Genomic DNA, 15,479 nt, shown 5'->3' with positions numbered 1-15,479 from the left:
GTGCTCATTGGCGAATGCTGGCGCGCGGCGTGGCGCGAATGTCGAGCGCGGCCACCACTTGGGTCGCGTTCTGCGGGGTGCAGATGTCCTGCGGCAGGTTCAGGCCGGCGGAGCGCACATAGGCCTCACCCCCTTGGGCGTCGATGGCCATCATGTGGTGCATGCACATCTTGCCGTCTTCCACGCAGCGGTTGAGCACCTTGTCGTACAGGTCTTCTTCCACACTGGCAAAGCGCTGCACCGGATCCCGTTCGCTGGGTTTCGCCAGATTTTGGTAGGTGTTGCGGTCCAGCGGTTTGCCTTCGGTTTTGGCTTTTTTCACCCACTGGGCAAAGTCGTCTTCGCTCAGGCCGTGGAACTTGAAGGTCATGCCCGAAAAGCCTGCGCCGCTGTAGTGTGAGGACATGCCGTGGAACACGCCGGGACGGTTGATGACCGCATTCAGCTCGGTTTGCATGCCCGGCATGGCGTAAATCATGCCGGCCAGGTCGGGCACGTAAAAGGCGTTCATCGTCGACGTGGCCGTCAGCTTGAACAGGATGGGGCGGTCCACCGGGGCAGCCAGCTCGTTCACCGTGGCAATACCTTGCTCGGGGTAGAAAAACAGCCATTTCCAGTCCATGGCCACCACGTACACCTCCAGCGGTTTGCTATCGGCGGGCAGGGCACGCTGGGCGTCAATGCGGTCCAGTGGGCGGTAGGGGTCCAGCTTGTGGGTGCCGATCCAGGTCAACGCGCCCAGCGCAATGATGATGAGCAGCGGCACCGTCCAGATCACCAGTTCCAGCGAGGTGGAGTGGTGCCACTCGGGGTCGTAATCCGCTTCGGTGGCCTCGGGGTTGCCCTGGCGGTACTTCCAGGCAAAAAAGAGGGTGAGGGCGATGACCGGCACGATGATGATCAACATCAGCAAGGTGGCGGTGATCACCATCTGGCCCTGCTGGGCAGCAATATCGCCGGCCGGGTTGAGCACGACGGCCTTGCTGCAGCCGGTCAGACCGGCAGTCAGGGCGGTCGCCGCCAGCCAGGCGGGTCTGCGGAGTTCCATGGTTTTTGGCATGCTAGGGGCGCACTGGAATGCGCTTAGGTGTAAACGCGGTTGACTTGATGGGTGCAATGTAGCTGGACTAGCAAATTTGTCGATTGGACATTTTGTCCAAGATCAATGGCGTGGCGGGTTGTGCTGGCTGTGCCGGCCTGTTGACATCGCTAGGGTCCGTGCGCCGGCCGTTTTATGCCGCGATGTGAAAAATCAATCCAAAAACTCTGCCCATCAGGGTTTTCCTGTGCCCACCGAGGGCAAAAAAGAGGGCGGCGCGGGTGTACAAAGAAGCCATGGTCATTCCGTGGCCGCTTATTCAGTATTCAGGAGTGTTTGATATGGTTGGCCAAGGTTCTGCAGCACTGCCTGCGCCCGGCATGGAGAGTTTGGTGTCGCTGGCGCGGGCCCACACCGATGAGGACGTAACGCCCGGTGAAATTGCCGTGGGCGTGATCATCGGGCGCTCCTCCGAGTATTTCGACTTTTTTGTATTCGGCATCGCCTGTGTGCTGGTGTTCCCCTCCCTGTTGTTTCCCTATTTGTCCCGGTTGGACGGAACCTTGATGGCGTTTGCCATCTTCTCTCTGGCCTTTGTGGCCCGGCCCATTGGCACGGCGCTGTCCATGGCGGTGCAACGGCGCTGGGGGCGGGGCACCAAGTTGACGCTGGCCTTGTTTCTGCTGGGCGTGAGCACGGCAGGTATCGCCTTTTTGCCCAGTTATGCGTCGGTCGGAAACATCGCCATCGTGGCTTTGGTGTTGTTGCGTATCGGCCAGGGGTTGGCGCTGGGCGGATCTTGGGATGGCCTGCCCTCATTGCTGGCTATGAGTGCGCCCGAAGACCGGCGCGGCTGGTTTGCCATGATTGGGCAACTGGGTGCGCCGGTGGGCTTTGTGTTGGCCGCCAGCCTGTTTGCCTACCTGTTGGCGAGCCTCAGCACCACGGAGTTTCTGAACTGGGGCTGGCGTTACCCGTTCTTTGTGGCCTTTGCCATCAATGTGGTGGCCTTGTTCGCACGCCTGCGCCTAGTGGTGGGCCAGTCGTATACCGAGCTCTTGCAACAGCGTGAGTTGCAGCCCGTGCCCGTGAGCCAGGTCATGCGCGACGAAGGCCACAACGTGTTGTTGGGCGCCTTTGCGGCCTTGGCCAGCTTCGCGTTGTTCCATCTGGCAACGGTGTTCCCGCTGTCCTGGATTGCCATGTATTCCACGCAGTCTCTTACCGAGGTGCTGCAGGTCCAGATCATCGGGGCGGTGTTGGCGGCAGTGGCCATTCTGCTGTCAGGCTGGCTGGCCGACCGGGTGGGCCGCCGCCGCTTGTTGGGCGCCATGGCTGTGCTGATTGGCGTGTTCAGCTTCGCTACACCTTGGCTGCTGGGGGCTGGGGTGCTGGGCAACAATGTGTTTTTGTTGTTGGGCTTTGTGCTGCTGGGCCTGTCTTATGGGCAAGCATCGGGTACCGTAACCGCCAACTTCTCCGCCCATTACCGTTACACCGGGGCCGCCTTGTCGGCCGATCTGGCTTGGCTGTTGGGGGCCGGGTTTGCGCCTTTGGTGGCCCTGGGGCTGTCTGCCAAATTTGGCTTGGGCGCCGTGTCGCTGTACCTGCTGTCGGGTGTGGTGTGTACGCTGGCGGCCTTGCGCGTCAATCGCTTGATTGAGCGCAAGGATTAACCCTCTGCGCTTGGGCTCGGCGCAATCACTCCACCACAGCAAAGGTCAGGGTGTAGCTGTAGCTGCGCCAGGCGGTTTCTGCACCGGCGGGTGATTCGGTGCGGTGCCGTATCAGGGCCAGATACGTGCCAGTGTCCGGCAAAGTAAACGCAATCTTGCCCTGCGCATCAGATCGCGCCGTCAGCACTGGTTTGGCATTCATCCCTTCCAGAGAGCCGCGGTAGAAATCCACGTTCACATCCGCCAAGGCCTTGCCTTCAAATAGCAATTCGGCCTTGGCAGCCTGCTTCGCGACAATCTCGTGGGGCAATGTCTGCAAGGTGAGCTCTACGCCTTTGCCGTTGGCAGCCAGCGCGGTGCGGTTGGCCTTGCCACGTGTCACGTAGACATCGGCTGTGGTGACACTTTGCACATCCACCACCTTCACATGCGATGGTGCTGGCTCCCGCTCATCGACGAATTTCCAGACGCCATCCGGCTGCTGCCACATGCGGGCTTTGCGCCCCAGGCGCTCACCACTGGTAATGCGGTAGACACCGGGCTCCCGCGTAGCTACTTCAAAGGTAGCCAGGTCTTTGAGGTACTGGATTTGTGTGATGGGCTGGCGTTCCCCGCTGGGGGTAATGACGGCATAGGCATCGGACTTCATGGCGATGTCTGGCACAAAGAGCGCATCCGTGAACGAGGCAATGATCGACACGTGGTTGCGGGTGTTGAGGTCGAAAACGTTGGGCAAGAGGTAAGGCATATGCGCTTGCGCACCTGCAGACAGAAGCAAAAGGGTGGAACCCAGCAGGCCAGAGCCAGAGCGGAGCATTGCGGTAAACAGGTTCATGAAATCCTCACAAAAAAGAAAAAAATTGGGTGGCATCACCCCTGGGTTGATTGCGTGTGTGCGGAGGGAAACCATCGTTCAAGGCAGAACCCGCACGACCAGATCACCCAACTCCACGCTGCCCTGGGCTTGGGTTTGGGTTTGCAATCTATCGCGCACGGATGCCCCATGCCAATGGAACGGCGCACGGACCAGCTCACGCCCGCCTTGCTCGCGGGCTACCTCCACGGCCACGTTGTAGTCACCAGCGGGCAGCTTGGCCAGGTTGGCTTGGGTGGTTTCGTAGCGCAGCAGATGCTTGCCCGCCACGCGCGTGGCGCCGCTGACACCGTCTGCTGGCAGCTCCATGCTCTCGCCCGCCTTACGCCACCAGGTGCGCAAATTGCGTAGCCACATCTTGCCCAGGTCGTTGCGCAGACGCTGGTCGTACCAGACGGCCAGCGTAGTCGCGACCGATTGGTCCTGCGCGTTCTCTATCCAGACTGCCAGGTAGGGGCGGTAGTACGTCGCACCGCTCTGTGCGCCCGGAAGGGTCAACTCCACCGTCAACGAGGCGGCAGAGCCCGGCGCACTGTGGGCAAGTGCCAACACGCTGGTGGCTATCACATGCCCCCAGCCGCGCACGCGTGGCACTGGGGCCGGGAGCTGCATTGTCATGGGGCCGCATTGCCACCGCTGGCACGGGGCTCTGCGGGTGGGTCGTTGCGGGAAACCACACCGTCGCCATTGGTGTCTGCTGACTTGAAAGTCTTGTCCGCCACTGCCAAGTCTTCTTCGCGGGACAGCTTGCTGTCACGATCACGGTCCAGGATGGCAAAACGCACATGGGCCTGCTTGATGCTGCCTTCATAGGCTTTGTCAGGCTGGCGCCCTTCGCTGAAGTACTGTTGTTTCAGGCGCTGTTCAAACTCCGCCACGTACTCGGCTTCGTTCAAGACGCCATCGCGGTTGGTGTCACCTGCCTCAAAACGCTGTTTGCGGATGGCGTCGTACTCGGCCCGTGGCACCACGCCGTCGCGGTTGCCATCGTAGCTTCCCAAGAAAGCCGATTGGCCGTGGCCACCAGCGGGTTGTGCGGGCGCCGCCGCAGTGCTTGGGGATTGTGGTGCTGCGCAGGCCCCCAGCAGAAGTGCAACACCGGTGAGTGCCAGGGTGGTCCGCAGGCTGCGGTGTTGAGGGAGGGTAATGTTCACGTGGTTCTCCTATAAAAAATGCGTGTTGATGAAACGGTGTCAGAACGTAGCAACCAGCGACACGGCGTAGCTGCGTCCGGTGTTGGTAAGCAGTTCCAGGTCGCGTTGGTCCGCTGCGACGGAGGGCTGCAGGTTGCGCGCACTGGCGTAGTCCCAGTAGCGCCTGTCGGTCAGGTTGCTGACACCGGCATTCATGCGCCAAGTTTTGTTAATTTGCCAGTAGCCGCTCAGGTCGAAGACCGCGTAGCCCGGCACATTGAAGAGCATGGTTGCGGTATTCAGGCTGCCGCCGCTGCTATAGGCTTCGCGGTTGGTGGCGACCGCCTGCTTGGCGGCCACGAAGGTGCCTGTCAGGTTCAGGCCCCAGGCCTTTTGTGGCGCGTCAAAGCCCACGCCGATCACGGCCTTGGCGGGCGGCACGCTGTCGAGATCGACGTCCGTATCACCAAGGTAGTAGGACTTGGACGTACCCTTGCTCACGCCCAGGGCCCAGGTGCTGTAGAGCCCCTGCAGGCCCGGTGACCAGACGCCGTGCTCCAAGCGGGTGCTGATGTCAAAGCCGTAGATGCTGGCTTCGTCGCGGTTCTCGGCCTGGTAAATGATGCTGAGGTTGCTGGGCACGTTGGTGAACATGGACGGGTTAGCTGCCCGTGTGTAGCGCGTGTAGGCAATGAAGTCTTTGTACTTGGTGTAGAAGACCGAGGTGTTGAGCTTGACCCCTTTGGTCGGGGAGCCTTTCAGTCCAATGTCGACGGTGTCGCTGGTCTCAGCCTTGAGATCCCGGTTGCCAATCAGCGCGTACTGGGTGGCGCTGTAGCTGGCATTCATGTTCCAGGAGCCGAAAACTTCACCTGCGGATGCCGCACGTCCGCCGCGTTTGTACTGTGCATAGGCGCTGAACTCGGGTGTCAGGTCATACACCAGGCTTAAGCTGGGGCTGGCAATGGTGTTCACCGAGGGGCTGCCGTAGATGCGTGTGGCATCGGCCAGGGTCAGTGCGCCCGACACGAAGTCCTGCAGGTTGCGCGACTGGGTTTCCACGCGGTCCAGGCGCAGCGCCGGTGTGAAGGCCAAACGTTTGCCGCCGGCGCTGAAGGTAATCTCGTCTTGCACGAAGACACCCTGGCGGTAAGTGGTGGTGTCTGGCTGGGGCTTCATGTAACCTGAGACCGTCCAGGGGCGTTCGGACTCTTCGATCGAGGCGTTCAGGCCCGCGCTCAGCTTGTGGCTGCCAATCCGCTTGTCAGCCGTGGTCGACAGTCCCCAGCCCTGGGTTTGGGTACCCGACACATTGCGCACAGTAGATCCATTTGACAAGGTGGTGGTGTCGGTCACATCGTTGGTGGACGTGTCTTGCAGGTACAGCCGCGTGTCGACGCGGTCTGCAAACGCGTTGCTGGGCGTCCATTGGTGGCTGAGCTGGAGTGTGTTGCGCCCGGTGCTGCTGTCCTGGGCGGAGCGCTCGGTGATGGCCGTTTTGGCCGTGTTCCAACCATCGAACTGGGACTGGTTCTTGCGCCGGTACATGTCGGCCGACAGCGACAGGTGGTTTTCCGCATCCACCTGAACACCGCCCTTGAGTAGCAGCGCGTTAGAGTTCCAGTCGTTGGGAGCGCTTTCCACGGTGCTGCTGTTGTTGCTGCTGGCGTGGCCATCCCTGCGGGAGTAGGCGATCAGGCCGTCGTACTGTCCTGCGCGGCCTGCCGCCGTGATGCTTTCGTTCCACGAACGGTCCGCTGAGTCATAGCCCGTCTTGCCGCTGAAGTAGGACGATGTGTCGCCCGTGAGGTAGAGCTCGGGAGACTTGCTGCGGAAACCCACCGCACCACCAATGCCACCTGCATTGCGGCGTGCTGCGGTGGTGCCGGAGTCGATTTCGGCCGAGCCGTACATTTCCGGATCCATGAAATCGCGGCCGACCCCAAACGTATTGACCCCCACGCGGCTTACATACGGCCGTGTGGTAGCGCTGGGCATTTCCACGCCGTCAATGTCCATGCCAATGCGGTTGCCCTCCACCCCGCGGATGTTGTATCCCGTGGTGCCACTGCGGTCGAAGCTGCTTTTGTTGCGGCTTGCACCGGTGGCCACGCCAGGGGCAGAAACCAGGGGCTGGTAACGCACGACATCCTCCAGGCTGTTCGCCCGCTCCAGCTGATCACCGTCTACGGTGGTGTTGGCGCCGGGCTTGCGGTGTGAAGCTTCGCTTTCGGCGGTGACTTCCACTTGCTGCAGCGAGCGCACGGCATTGGCCTGTACTGGCTCTTCGCTTGTCTGTGCCCACGCCATGGTCGGCAGCGCACCCATCAAGGCCGCCTGAATAGCCGTCACCAACAGGCGCTGCTTGGGCAGTTGCATCAAGCGTGTTTTGCGCGCGCTTGTTTCAGGGCTGTTGCAAAAAAAATCCATCGACGTCACTCCTTGTTATGAACTGGTGGTGCCGCCATACGTGCTGGAAAAAGCCCATCGCTGGGGGCCTGCGTTACTTCCTGGGTACTGCGGCAGCAAAATTGTCTTAATTGATATTAAGAACGATTCGCATTTAGATTGGCGGCGATAGTACACCAGTAAAAATGCCTTTTGTCTTGGCCCTACATTTTTTTTACCGCGCCCTTAGAGGTTGGCGCCTGGCGCCGCGGTAGGCGCTCAGAGTGCCTATTTGTGCAGTGGGGCAGACGTAGAGTGGTACCAAAAGTAGTGGTGAAATAGAGTGATATTTGCTATGAATTTAGTAGCTGTTTGCGCATATTTCAAAAGAACTGGTGGCACTTTTGATGCTAAAAATGCATTCAGTAGCACGGGCACGACTCACGGATTGGCGGAGGTATTGCCGCGCTCTGGGGGCGTTTCATTTGTCGATATATTCGAGTGTCGAGTTCTATGGAATCTGCCTGTGCGACTGTTCGCTCCAACTGCCCATCTTCTCTTGCCCACACCCAGCGCTGCCACCTTGCAATGGGTGGCGGCTGCATGAGCCGTATCCCTCTGACCGCAGACGCGGTGGCGGCCTTGTCGCCCGACGATGCATCGACCAAGGCCGCACGCGGCCTGGTGGCGCCGGCCAAGTGGCCGATGTTGGGGGCCAGTGATGCGGCGGTGTGGGGCGAGTGCCAGGGCAGTGGCAGCAAGCCCTACCAAACGCAGGTGGACGTGTCGGGTGCGGGGCCTACGTTTCGCTGCAGTTGCCCCAGCCGCAAGTTCCCGTGCAAACATGGCCTGGCCTTGCTGTTGTTGCAGGCGCAGACCCCGCAGAGTTTTACCGCCGCTGAGCCTGCCTGGGTCAGTGAATGGTTGGCATCGCGCCAAGAGCGGGCCGAGAAAAAAGAAGCCAAAGCCTCCGCGCCGCCGGTGGTTGCTGACCCCGCTGCCAGCGCCAAGCGCGAGGCCCAGCGTGTGCAGCGCATGGCTGCCGGTGCGCAAGAGCTGGCGCTGTGGCTGGACGACACCAGCCGCAAGGGTTTGGCGGCGGTGTCCGACAGTGATGGGCCTGCGTGGGCCACGGTGGCCGCGCGCATGGTGGATGCACAAGCCCCTGGGCTGGGCCAGCGCGTGATGCAGGCTTTTGCGGTGGTGGGGCAGGGGCGTGATTGGCCCGCACGCCTGCTGGGCCGTTTGGGCAATTTGCAGTTGCTGGTGGACGCCGTGGCGCAGCGCGAGCGCCTGACTCCCGGTCTGCAGACCGATCTGCGGCAGGCACTGGGCTGGCCCATTGAGCGTGACGAGGTGTTGGCCGGCGGTGAACGCGTCAGCGACCATTGGCAGGTGCTGGCCCAGGTGCTGGTGGAGCGCGAGGCGCGCCTCACCGAGCGCCGTGTCTGGTTGCAAGGCGCACGCAGCCAGCGCCGCGCGCTGTTGGTGGATTTTTCGTTTGCCGGTAAAGCGTTTGATCAAGGCTGGAGTGTGGGTGTGCCGCACAGTGGCACGCTGGCCTTTTACCCCAGCGCCGATCCGCTGCGCGCGCTACTGGCCGAGAGCAGCCCTGTGCCGGATGCTGCATCGCTGCCGCAGGCACCACCCAGTGCCGCCGAATGGACCGCACTGGCCATACGCATGGCCGCCAACCCTTGGGCGCAAACCTGGCCGCTGTGGCTGGATGCCGTGCAGTTGCAATACACGGCGGACGCCGAAAACCCGTGGTGGTTATGGGCCGATGCGCGTGCCATACCACTGGCCATCAGCGAGGCCGATGCTTGGCAACTGATGGCCATGGCCGCCGGTGGGCCGATATCTATTTTTGGTGAGTGGACCGGGGAACTGCTACGGCCCTTGACCGCATGGTCCGATGCCGACCGTTGGGCTGCGACTGGCGTGGTGGGAGACAACGTATGAACGACTGGAACGCGTTGTTGCAGGCTGCGTTGGTTGGGACCGAGCGGCCTTGGACCTTGCCTACCCATGCGCAAGAAGGTGAGGGCGACCCCGTGGCGCACATGCTGCGCGAGGCCCATGCGAAAACCGCACCCGATGCACCCGGCCTACTGTTGCGCCTGGCCGGTGCCAAGGCCGTGTGCCAGCGCGCGGGTTGGACGGCTCCCGCTACGGAACTTGCACCCATCGCCCCAGCAGTTCCCGAGTCACGCACGTTGGCCAAAGCGGCCTGGAGCCAGTTGTTGTCCCAGGCTGTGAACTTGGGGCCACAGCGCCTGCAACACCAGGTCCTGTTTTCCATGGACGCCGCGGGTCTGCGCGCGCCGCCCGCGTTGCTACCAGCCTTGTTACACGCCGGGCGCCAGAGCGTTGCATTGCGCACCCACCTGTTGCCCGTGTTGGGTGAGCGTGGCCGTTGGCTGGCCCAGCAGAACCCCGAATGGGCCTATGCCTGTGGCGCGCAAGAGCAAGCGGACACCCAGACGCATTGGGCGCACGGCAGCCTGGAGCAGCGCTGCGCCGTGTTGCGCACCGAGCGCACCAGCGCACCCACAGCGGCCCGCGAACGTTTGCAGGCGGATTGGGAAAGCCTCGCCGCCAAAGACCGCGCCGCGCTGATTGCCACGCTGCAGGTGGGCCTGTGTGCCGATGACGAAGCCTTCCTGACCCTGCAACTCAAAGACCGCGCGATAGACGTACGCCGCACCGCCGCCGATTTGTTGGCGGCCTTGCCCAGCAGCGCCTACAGCCAGCGCATGGTGGCGCGTATGCAAGCCTTGGTGTTGAGTGAACAGGCGGAGCCCGGATTGGTCGGGCGTTTGTTGGGGCGCGTCTTGTCTAGCGCCGAGCCCCGCTGGACCGTACGGGCACCCAACCAAGCCGAGACCGATTGGAAGGCCGACCAGTTGGAGCCCGAGCGCCCAAAGTACGAACCTCTGGGCGAGCGTGCCTGGTGGCTGTTCCAGCTGACCAGCCGCACACCATTGGCTTGGTGGACAAACCACACCGGCCTCACCCCCGCAGAAGTGCTGGCCCTGGCCAAGGCCAGTGATTGGAATGACGCGCTCTTACGCGGCTGGCACCACGCCATGCTGTGGCAACCGGACGCCGCGTGGGCGCAAGCCCTGCTGGACAGCGCACCCTCAGCGCGATGGGATGGCCGCTCGTCCCTGCTGGCGTTGTTGGCACCGCAGCAGCGCGAGCAATACCACTTGTCGCAATTGGCCGCGTCCACCAACCTGCATGACGTGGCCGTGTCGTGCCTGGACGGTTGTGCGCCGCACGCCCACCTGGGCCAGGCCGTGTCCGAGCGGCTGGCGCAACTGCTGCGCCAGCACATAGACCAGGGCGCGCTGGTCAATGACTACAGCCTGCGCAACCAATTGCCCGACCTCGCCTGTGCGCTGCACCCGCAGGCGCTGCCCAAGCTGGCGAACCTGCCCCGCAGCGCCGAAGAGACCACATCCTTGTCCGAAGCCCTGACCCTGCTGGAGCAGGTGCTCCACAGCCGCCAGCAATTGATCCCATTGACTGAATCCACGATTGAAGCAACCTCTACGGAAGCCCCCACACCATGAGCCAAGTCCTACGCCAACACGCCGAACAACAATTTGCCGAAGAGCTGGCCAATCTGCAACAAGTCGACAAGCGCCAGCGCCCCACCAACTGGAAGCTGTCGCCCTGGGCGGTGGTGACCTATCTAATGGGTGGCAAGCTCGACAACGGTTTTGAGGTCACACCCAAATACATCGGCAACCAGCGCCTGATGGAGATCGCCGTCTCTACGCTCGCCACCGACCGCGCGTTGCTGTTGTATGGCGTGCCGGGCACCGCCAAGTCGTGGGTGTCCGAACATCTGGCCGCCGCCGTCAGTGGGGACTCCACCATGCTGATCCAGGGCACGGCCGGCACCAGCGAAGAGCAGTTGCGCTACGGCTGGAACTACGCCGAGCTGCTGGCCAACGGCCCGTCCGACAAGGCCCTGGTGCCCAGCCCGCTGGTCAACGCCATGCGCCTGGGCAAGATTGCCCGCATCGAGGAGCTGACCCGCATCCCCGCCGATGTGCAAGACGCGCTGATCACCGTGTTGTCCGAGAAAACCATGCCCATCCCCGAGCTGGGCAGCGAGGTGCAGGCCACGCGCGGCTTCTCGGTGATAGCCACTGCCAACAACCGCGACAAAGGCGTCAACGAGTTGTCCAGCGCGCTCAAGCGCCGCTTCAACACCGTGGTGCTGCCCGTGCCCGATACCGAAGACGAAGAGGTGCGCATCGTCGCCAAACGCGTGGCCGAGCTGGGCCGTGCGCTGGAGCTGCCCGCCGAGCCACCGGCGTTGAAAGAAATCCGCCGCGTGGTACAAATCTTCCGCGAGCTGCGCAATGGATTGACGGCCGATGGCAAGACCCGCATCAAGTCGCCCACCTCCACACTGTCTACTGCGGAGGCCATCTCCGTCATCAACAGCGGCATGGCGCTGGCTGGGCATTTTGGTGATGGTGTGCTGCATGCGCACGACATTGCGTCGGGCCTGCTGGGCGCCATCGTCAAAGACCCGGTGCAAGACCAGGTGGTCTGGAAGGAATACCTGGAGACCGTGGTGAAAGAGCGTAGCGATTGGAAAGAGCTGTACCGCGCCTGTCGCGAGCAGTTGTGAGCACCCCGCACTACATTGCGTGATGGCAGATTCCACTGTTCACTACTTCGGCATCCGCCACCACGGCCCGGGTTGCGCCCGCAGCCTGCGCGCCGCGTTGGCCTCCTTGCAGCCCGATTGCCTGCTGATAGAAGGCCCGCCCGATGCCGACGCCTTGTTGCCCTTTGTGACCCATGCTGGCCTGTGCCCGCCGGTGGCCCTGCTGGTGCACAGCCCGGATGACACGCATGCCTCGGCCTTCTACCCCTTTGCAGAATTCTCCCCCGAGTGGCAGGCGCTGCAACACGGGGTGTCGCGTGGCATTCCCACCCGCTTTATCGACTTGCCGCAAGCGGTGCGTCTGGCACAAGACAAGCTGTACCGTGAGAAAGAAGATGCTATTGAAAAGATAGCTGTCGGCGCAGATGTGACGGGGGCTGATGCCGAAAAAGGCTTGGAATCTGCTATGGAGGCTGTGTTCCCGCAGCACCACGACCCCATGGACGCGCTGGCCCATGCCGCCGGTTTTGCCGATGGCGAAAGCTGGTGGAACCACATCGTCGAAGAGCGCGGCGACAGCGAAGACCTGTTCGCGGCCATCCATGAAGCCATGGCCGCCCTGCGCGAAGAGTGGCCGGACGACGCGCGTGGCCCGCGCGCCGCCGAACGCGAAATGCAGCGCGAAGCCCATATGCGCCAGTGCATCCGCGAGGCCGTGGGCCAAGGCCATGCACGCATCGCCGTGGTCTGCGGCGCCTGGCACGTGCCCGCCTTGCAGGCCAAACACACGGCCAAGGCCGATGCGGCTTTGCTCAAGGGCCTGCCCAAAATCAAGGTCAGCGCCACCTGGGTGCCCTGGACCTACCGCCACCTGACCTGGGCCAGCGGTTATGGCGCCGGTGTCGATTCCCCAGGTTGGTACGACTACCTGTGGCAACGCAGCCAGGGCGGCGGTGATGTCGGGACTTCGCCTGCCGTGGCCTCGCGCGCCAGCGGCTGGCTGGCCCGTGTGGCCCGGTTGCTGCGTGAGCACCAATTGGATTGTTCATCGGCCCACATCATCGAAGCCTCGCGCTTGTCCGACACGCTGGCCGCACTGCGTGGCCGTGCCGAGCCTGGCTTGGAAGAGTTGAACGAGGCCGTGCGCACCGTGATCTGCATGGGTGCGTCCGCACCGCTGGAGCTGATCCACCGCGCGCTCACGGTCAGCGACCGCATGGGCCAGGTGCCGCCCGAAGTGCCCGCCGTGCCGCTGCAACGCGATATTGAGCAGGCGCAAAAAAGCCTGCGCCTGAAACCCGAAGCGCTGGAGCGCACGCTCGACCTGGACCTGCGCAATACCAACGACCTGGCCCGCAGTCACCTGCTGCACCGCCTGCGGCTGCTGGGCATACGCTGGGGCGAACTGGCCCGCAGCGACCGCGCCAACCGCGGCACCTTCCGCGAAACCTGGCGCCTGCAATGGCAGCCCGAGTTTGCGCTGCGCATCATCGAGGCCACGCATTTTGGCCCCACGGTGGAACTGGCGGCCAATGCCTGCGTGGCCGAGCAGTGCGCCAGCCTGACCCGGCTGGACGCCTTGGCCGAGTTGGTGGACACGGTATTGCTGGCCGATCTGGACACCGCCGTGCAGGCCGTCAGCCACGCCTTGCAGACCCAGGCCGCCATCACCGGCGATGCCGTGCAACTTATCAGCGCCGTGCCGCCACTGGCTCGCGTGTTCCGCTACGGCAGCGTGCGCCAGATGGACGGCGATTTGCTGGCAAAAATTCTGGACGGTCTGATCACCCGCGGTGCCATCGGCCTGCCGCTGGCCTGCCACAGCCTGGACGACAGCGCCGCCGAGACGCTGCGCGACACCCTGCTGCCCGCACACGACGCCGTGGGCCTGCGCGACAGTGCAGAGCCCTCGCAAGCCTGGCAACAGGCGCTGCACCAAATCGCCGTGGGCGACGCCTGCCACGCGCTGCTGCGCGGGCTGTGCTGCCGTTTGCTGCTGGATGCTGGCCACATAGACCAGGCCCAAGCCGCCGTGCAGCTGTCGCGCAATCTGTCTGCCGGGGCCTTGCCATTGGAAGCCGCGCAGTGGCTGGATGGCTTTTTGAATCGCAACGCCATGGTGCTGCTGCACGATGCCGCCGTGTGGAGCCTGGTGGACGCCTGGTTGGCCGAACTGGCGGACGCGCATTTTCTGCAAGTGGTGCCGCTGCTGCGCCGCAGCTTTGCCAACTTTTCGCAATCGGAACGGCGCGAGCTTGGTGGGCGTGCGGCGCATGGCGTCAAGGCGGTGCCAGTGGTTGCGGTCAGCGATGGCGATGCGGTGCGCGCTGCGCTACCGGTGCCCACCTTGCGTTTGTTGTTAGGGCTTCCCGCATGACTGCACCTACTGATTCCGATCCCACCCCGGCCGAGCCCATAGAGCTCACCGACCGCCTGCAACGCTGGCGCCTGGTGCTGGGTGGCGAGGCCGATACCAGCTGCGGCGCGGCCGGTGGCACCCTGCGCGAGATGGACCAGGCGTTGGCCGCCTTGTACGAACCCGAAGGCGCCAACGGCCTGGGCAAACGCAAGGGCGGGCGTGGCAACTCGTCGCCCAGCGTGGCGCGCTGGTTGGGTGATATCCGCAAATACTTTCCCAGCTCGGTAGTGCAAATCATGCAGCACGACGCCATGCAGCGCCTCAACCTGCGCGAGATGCTGCTGCAACCCGAAATGCTGGAAACCGCCCATGCCGATGTGCACCTGGTGGCCAACCTGGTGGCGCTGTCAGGCGTGATCCCCGACGCCACCAAGGACACTGCCCGTCAGGTGGTGCGCAAAGTGGTCGACCAGTTGCTGGAGCGCCTGCAAGAGCCCATGCGCAGCGCGGTCAGCGGGGCGCTGAACCGCAGCCAGCGCAACCGCCGCCCGCGCCATGCCGAGATCGACTGGAACCGCACCATACGTGCCAACCTGCAACACTGGCAGCCCAGTCTCCGCACCATCGTTCCGCAAACGCTGGTGGGCTACGGCCGCAAGGCGCGCCGCCCCCAGCGCGAGGTGATTTTGTGCATAGACCAAAGCGGCTCCATGGCCGCGTCGGTGGTCTACTCCAGCATCTTTGGCGCGGTCATGGCCAGCCTGCCGGCGGTGGCGACCAAGCTGGTCGTGTTTGACACCGTGGTGGTGGACATGACCGAAAAGCTGGACGACCCGGTGGACCTGCTGTTTGGCGTGCAACTGGGCGGCGGCACCGACATCAATGGTGCGGTCGGCTACTGCCAAAGCCTCATCCAGGAGCCACGCAATACGATTCTGGTGCTGATCTCCGACCTGTTTGAGGGCGGTGTCGAAGCCGGCCTGCTGCGCCGCGCGCAAGAACTGGTGGAGGCCGGTGTGCAGTTCATCACGCTGCTGGCCCTGAGCGACGAAGGTGCGCCGTCGTACGACCGCGAGTTGGCCGCCAAATTGGCTGCTTTGGGCGTGCCTAGCTTTGCCTGTACACCCGATGCCTTCCCCGGCCTGATGGCAGCCGCCATCCGGCGCGACGATGTAGGCGCGTGGGCGGCGGGGCAGGGGATCAAGACGAGTCGGCCGCCGGGGTAGGTGGGTATGGTTTGCCCAGCGCCGACACGGTGCCTTTGTCAGTGTTGACATCGCGCTGCATCGGGCGGCGCGTGACACACAAAAGTTGTCAGGGCGAGGCAAGAGGCTGGCGTAAACGGTATGTAAAGTGTCAGTCTGGACTTTATTTAGA

At 63.2% G+C, this 15,479-nt stretch carries 11 protein-coding genes; 6 read left to right on the top strand and 5 right to left on the bottom strand.

Features of this window, described 5'->3' with window-relative positions:
* Positions 1-4: 4 nt before the first annotated feature.
* A complete protein-coding gene (cyoA, locus tag C5F53_RS01030; protein WP_105259487.1) occupies positions 5-1,060 on the bottom strand; it encodes a ubiquinol oxidase subunit II in 1,056 nt (351 codons plus the stop codon).
* A gap of 320 nt (positions 1,061-1,380) precedes the next feature.
* On the opposite strand from cyoA, the gene C5F53_RS01025 reads away from it, so the two are divergent.
* Positions 1,381-2,715, top strand: a complete 1,335-nt coding sequence (locus tag C5F53_RS01025; RefSeq protein ID WP_105259486.1) for an MFS transporter — start codon at positions 1,381-1,383, stop codon at positions 2,713-2,715.
* Positions 2,716-2,740: 25 nt separating this feature from the next.
* Here C5F53_RS01025 and C5F53_RS01020 read toward each other — a convergent pair whose 3' ends face one another.
* The 4 genes from C5F53_RS01020 to C5F53_RS01005 all read right to left on the bottom strand — a co-directional run bounded on the left by C5F53_RS01020 (position 2,741) and on the right by C5F53_RS01005 (position 7,101).
* On the bottom strand, positions 2,741-3,550 hold the full coding sequence (locus tag C5F53_RS01020) for a DUF4198 domain-containing protein (protein WP_161499860.1): 810 nt from the start codon (positions 3,548-3,550) through the stop codon (positions 2,741-2,743).
* A gap of 78 nt (positions 3,551-3,628) precedes the next feature.
* Complete coding sequence (locus C5F53_RS01015; RefSeq protein ID WP_236635165.1) at positions 3,629-4,207, bottom strand: DUF2271 domain-containing protein; 579 nt, start codon at positions 4,205-4,207, stop codon at positions 3,629-3,631.
* Complete coding sequence (locus C5F53_RS01010) at positions 4,204-4,743, bottom strand: EF-hand domain-containing protein (protein WP_236635164.1); 540 nt, start codon at positions 4,741-4,743, stop codon at positions 4,204-4,206. The genes C5F53_RS01015 and C5F53_RS01010 overlap by 4 nt, the downstream gene beginning before the upstream one ends.
* 39 nt (positions 4,744-4,782) lie before the next feature.
* A complete protein-coding gene (locus C5F53_RS01005; RefSeq protein ID WP_236635163.1) occupies positions 4,783-7,101 on the bottom strand; it encodes a TonB-dependent hemoglobin/transferrin/lactoferrin family receptor in 2,319 nt (772 codons plus the stop codon).
* A gap of 612 nt (positions 7,102-7,713) precedes the next feature.
* Between C5F53_RS01005 and C5F53_RS01000 the strand changes: the two genes are divergently transcribed.
* Genes C5F53_RS01000 through C5F53_RS00980 form a run of 5 tightly spaced genes read left to right on the top strand, consistent with a single transcriptional unit; the run spans position 7,714 to position 15,328 of the window.
* Positions 7,714-9,072 carry an SWIM zinc finger family protein gene (locus tag C5F53_RS01000; RefSeq protein ID WP_236635162.1) on the top strand — a complete coding sequence of 453 codons (1,359 nt, stop codon included), beginning with the start codon at positions 7,714-7,716 and terminating at the stop codon, positions 9,070-9,072.
* Positions 9,069-10,688, top strand: a complete 1,620-nt coding sequence (locus tag C5F53_RS00995) for a DUF5691 domain-containing protein (RefSeq protein WP_105259482.1) — start codon at positions 9,069-9,071, stop codon at positions 10,686-10,688. Before C5F53_RS01000 ends, C5F53_RS00995 begins: the two co-directional genes overlap by 4 nt.
* Positions 10,685-11,764: an AAA family ATPase gene (locus C5F53_RS00990; RefSeq protein ID WP_105259481.1), complete on the top strand. Its 1,080-nt coding sequence runs from the start codon at positions 10,685-10,687 to the stop codon at positions 11,762-11,764. The genes C5F53_RS00995 and C5F53_RS00990 overlap by 4 nt, the downstream gene beginning before the upstream one ends.
* 22 nt (positions 11,765-11,786) lie before the next feature.
* Positions 11,787-14,120 (top strand): DUF5682 family protein, encoded by a 2,334-nt coding sequence (locus C5F53_RS00985; RefSeq protein ID WP_105259480.1) that lies wholly within the window; start codon positions 11,787-11,789, stop codon positions 14,118-14,120.
* Complete coding sequence (locus C5F53_RS00980; RefSeq protein ID WP_105259479.1) at positions 14,117-15,328, top strand: VWA domain-containing protein; 1,212 nt, start codon at positions 14,117-14,119, stop codon at positions 15,326-15,328. The genes C5F53_RS00985 and C5F53_RS00980 overlap by 4 nt, the downstream gene beginning before the upstream one ends.
* Positions 15,329-15,479 lie beyond the last annotated feature (151 nt).

This window comes from Rhodoferax sp. TS-BS-61-7, from assembly GCF_002943465.1.
Classification (GTDB): domain Bacteria; phylum Pseudomonadota; class Gammaproteobacteria; order Burkholderiales; family Burkholderiaceae_C; genus Allorhodoferax.
This window is presented reverse-complemented; position numbering and strand designations above follow the sequence as displayed.

Coding starts and splice junctions, on each gene's coding strand:
- cyoA (WP_105259487.1), bottom strand. CDS start 1,060: ATGCCAAAAACCATGGAACTCCGCAGACCCGCCTGGCTGGCGGCGACC.
- C5F53_RS01025 (WP_105259486.1), top strand. CDS start 1,381: ATGGTTGGCCAAGGTTCTGCAGCACTGCCTGCGCCCGGCATGGAGAGT.
- C5F53_RS01020 (WP_161499860.1), bottom strand. CDS start 3,550: ATGAACCTGTTTACCGCAATGCTCCGCTCTGGCTCTGGCCTGCTGGGT.
- C5F53_RS01015 (WP_236635165.1), bottom strand. CDS start 4,207: ATGACAATGCAGCTCCCGGCCCCAGTGCCACGCGTGCGCGGCTGGGGG.
- C5F53_RS01005 (WP_236635163.1), bottom strand. CDS start 7,101: ATGCAACTGCCCAAGCAGCGCCTGTTGGTGACGGCTATTCAGGCGGCC.
- C5F53_RS01000 (WP_236635162.1), top strand. CDS start 7,714: ATGAGCCGTATCCCTCTGACCGCAGACGCGGTGGCGGCCTTGTCGCCC.
- C5F53_RS00995 (WP_105259482.1), top strand. CDS start 9,069: ATGAACGACTGGAACGCGTTGTTGCAGGCTGCGTTGGTTGGGACCGAG.
- C5F53_RS00990 (WP_105259481.1), top strand. CDS start 10,685: ATGAGCCAAGTCCTACGCCAACACGCCGAACAACAATTTGCCGAAGAG.
- C5F53_RS00985 (WP_105259480.1), top strand. CDS start 11,787: ATGGCAGATTCCACTGTTCACTACTTCGGCATCCGCCACCACGGCCCG.
- C5F53_RS00980 (WP_105259479.1), top strand. CDS start 14,117: ATGACTGCACCTACTGATTCCGATCCCACCCCGGCCGAGCCCATAGAG.